3 protein-coding genes are annotated in these 968 nt (G+C 38.2%); all 3 read left to right on the forward strand.

Annotated elements, in window-relative coordinates; genetic code table 11:
- The coding region (gene sepF / locus HMPREF2795_RS10040) for a cell division protein SepF (protein WP_148131314.1) at positions 1-320 on the forward strand (320 nt) is incomplete at its 5' end.
- Complete coding sequence (locus HMPREF2795_RS10045; protein ID WP_075228811.1) at positions 320-583, forward strand: YggT family protein; 264 nt, start codon at positions 320-322, stop codon at positions 581-583. The genes sepF and HMPREF2795_RS10045, both read left to right, overlap by 1 nt.
- Positions 580-968: YlmH/Sll1252 family protein (locus tag HMPREF2795_RS10050; RefSeq protein ID WP_261675932.1), on the forward strand; the 389-nt coding region annotated here is incomplete at its 3' end. The genes HMPREF2795_RS10045 and HMPREF2795_RS10050, both read left to right, overlap by 4 nt.

Raw genomic sequence — 968 nt, forward strand, 5'->3', positions numbered from 1 at the left:
ATCGTAGCACAGAAAAGGTAACTATTGATGTTCGTTATCCTCGTCGCTACGAAGATGCAACAGATATCGTTGATTTGTTGGCAGGTAACGAAAGTATTCTCATTGACTTCCAATATATGACTGAAGTACAAGCACGACGCTGTCTAGATTACTTAGATGGAGCTCGTCATGTGCTAGCTGGTGAATTGAGAAAAGTTGCAAATACTATGTATCTTTTGACACCAGTAGGAGTTGTGGTTAATATTGAAGACATTCGCTTGCCTGATGGTTCTCACGGTGAAGAGTTTGATTTTGATATGAAGAGAAATCGAGTGAAATAATGATTTTTCTAATTCGTTTTATACAGAACGCTGCAACTATCTATTCATGGATACTTGTAGCTTTTGCTCTATTATCTTGGTTACCCAATGCCTATGATACAGCACTAGGTCGTTTGTTAACTAGCTTAGTCAAACCGATCCTTCAACCCTTGAGACGTTTGCCACTAAGGGTTGGTGTTTTTGATCTTACAGTTTGGGTGGCTGTCATTTTAGTTCATTTAGTCGGTAACTATCTGATCCGTTTTCTTTTAATACTAGCATGAGAAAAGATATTTATCAGCATTTCTCAGTCGAGGATATTCCTTTCATTGATAAGGGATTGGAGTGGCTTAGGCAGGTTGAAGAGCACTACGCTCCCATCCTAACTCCCTTTATCAACCCCCATCAGGTCTTTATTTTAAAGACATTGGGGAATCATCAAGGAATTCAAGTTTTTTCAAGCAACGATTTCGTACCTAGTGAGTATAGCCGTGTGCTTCTTGCACCAGATTATTTCATACCGACTTTGATGGATTTTGAAATGGAATTGCTTGAGATTGTTTATTCTAGTAAGTTCGACCAATTGACACATGCCAATATTTTAGGAACTGTTCTGAATCGTTTGGGAATTGATTGCAAATTGTTTGGTGATATTTTAGTTACGGAGAA

Origin of the sequence: Streptococcus sp. HMSC056C01 (assembly GCF_001811305.1) — a bacterium.
Lineage (GTDB): Bacteria > Bacillota > Bacilli > Lactobacillales > Streptococcaceae > Streptococcus.

What these genes read in the sequence shown, in the direction of transcription:
- HMPREF2795_RS10045 (WP_075228811.1), top strand. Translation starts at nt 320, where the DNA reads ATGATTTTTCTAATTCGTTTTATACAGAACGCTGCAACTATCTATTCA.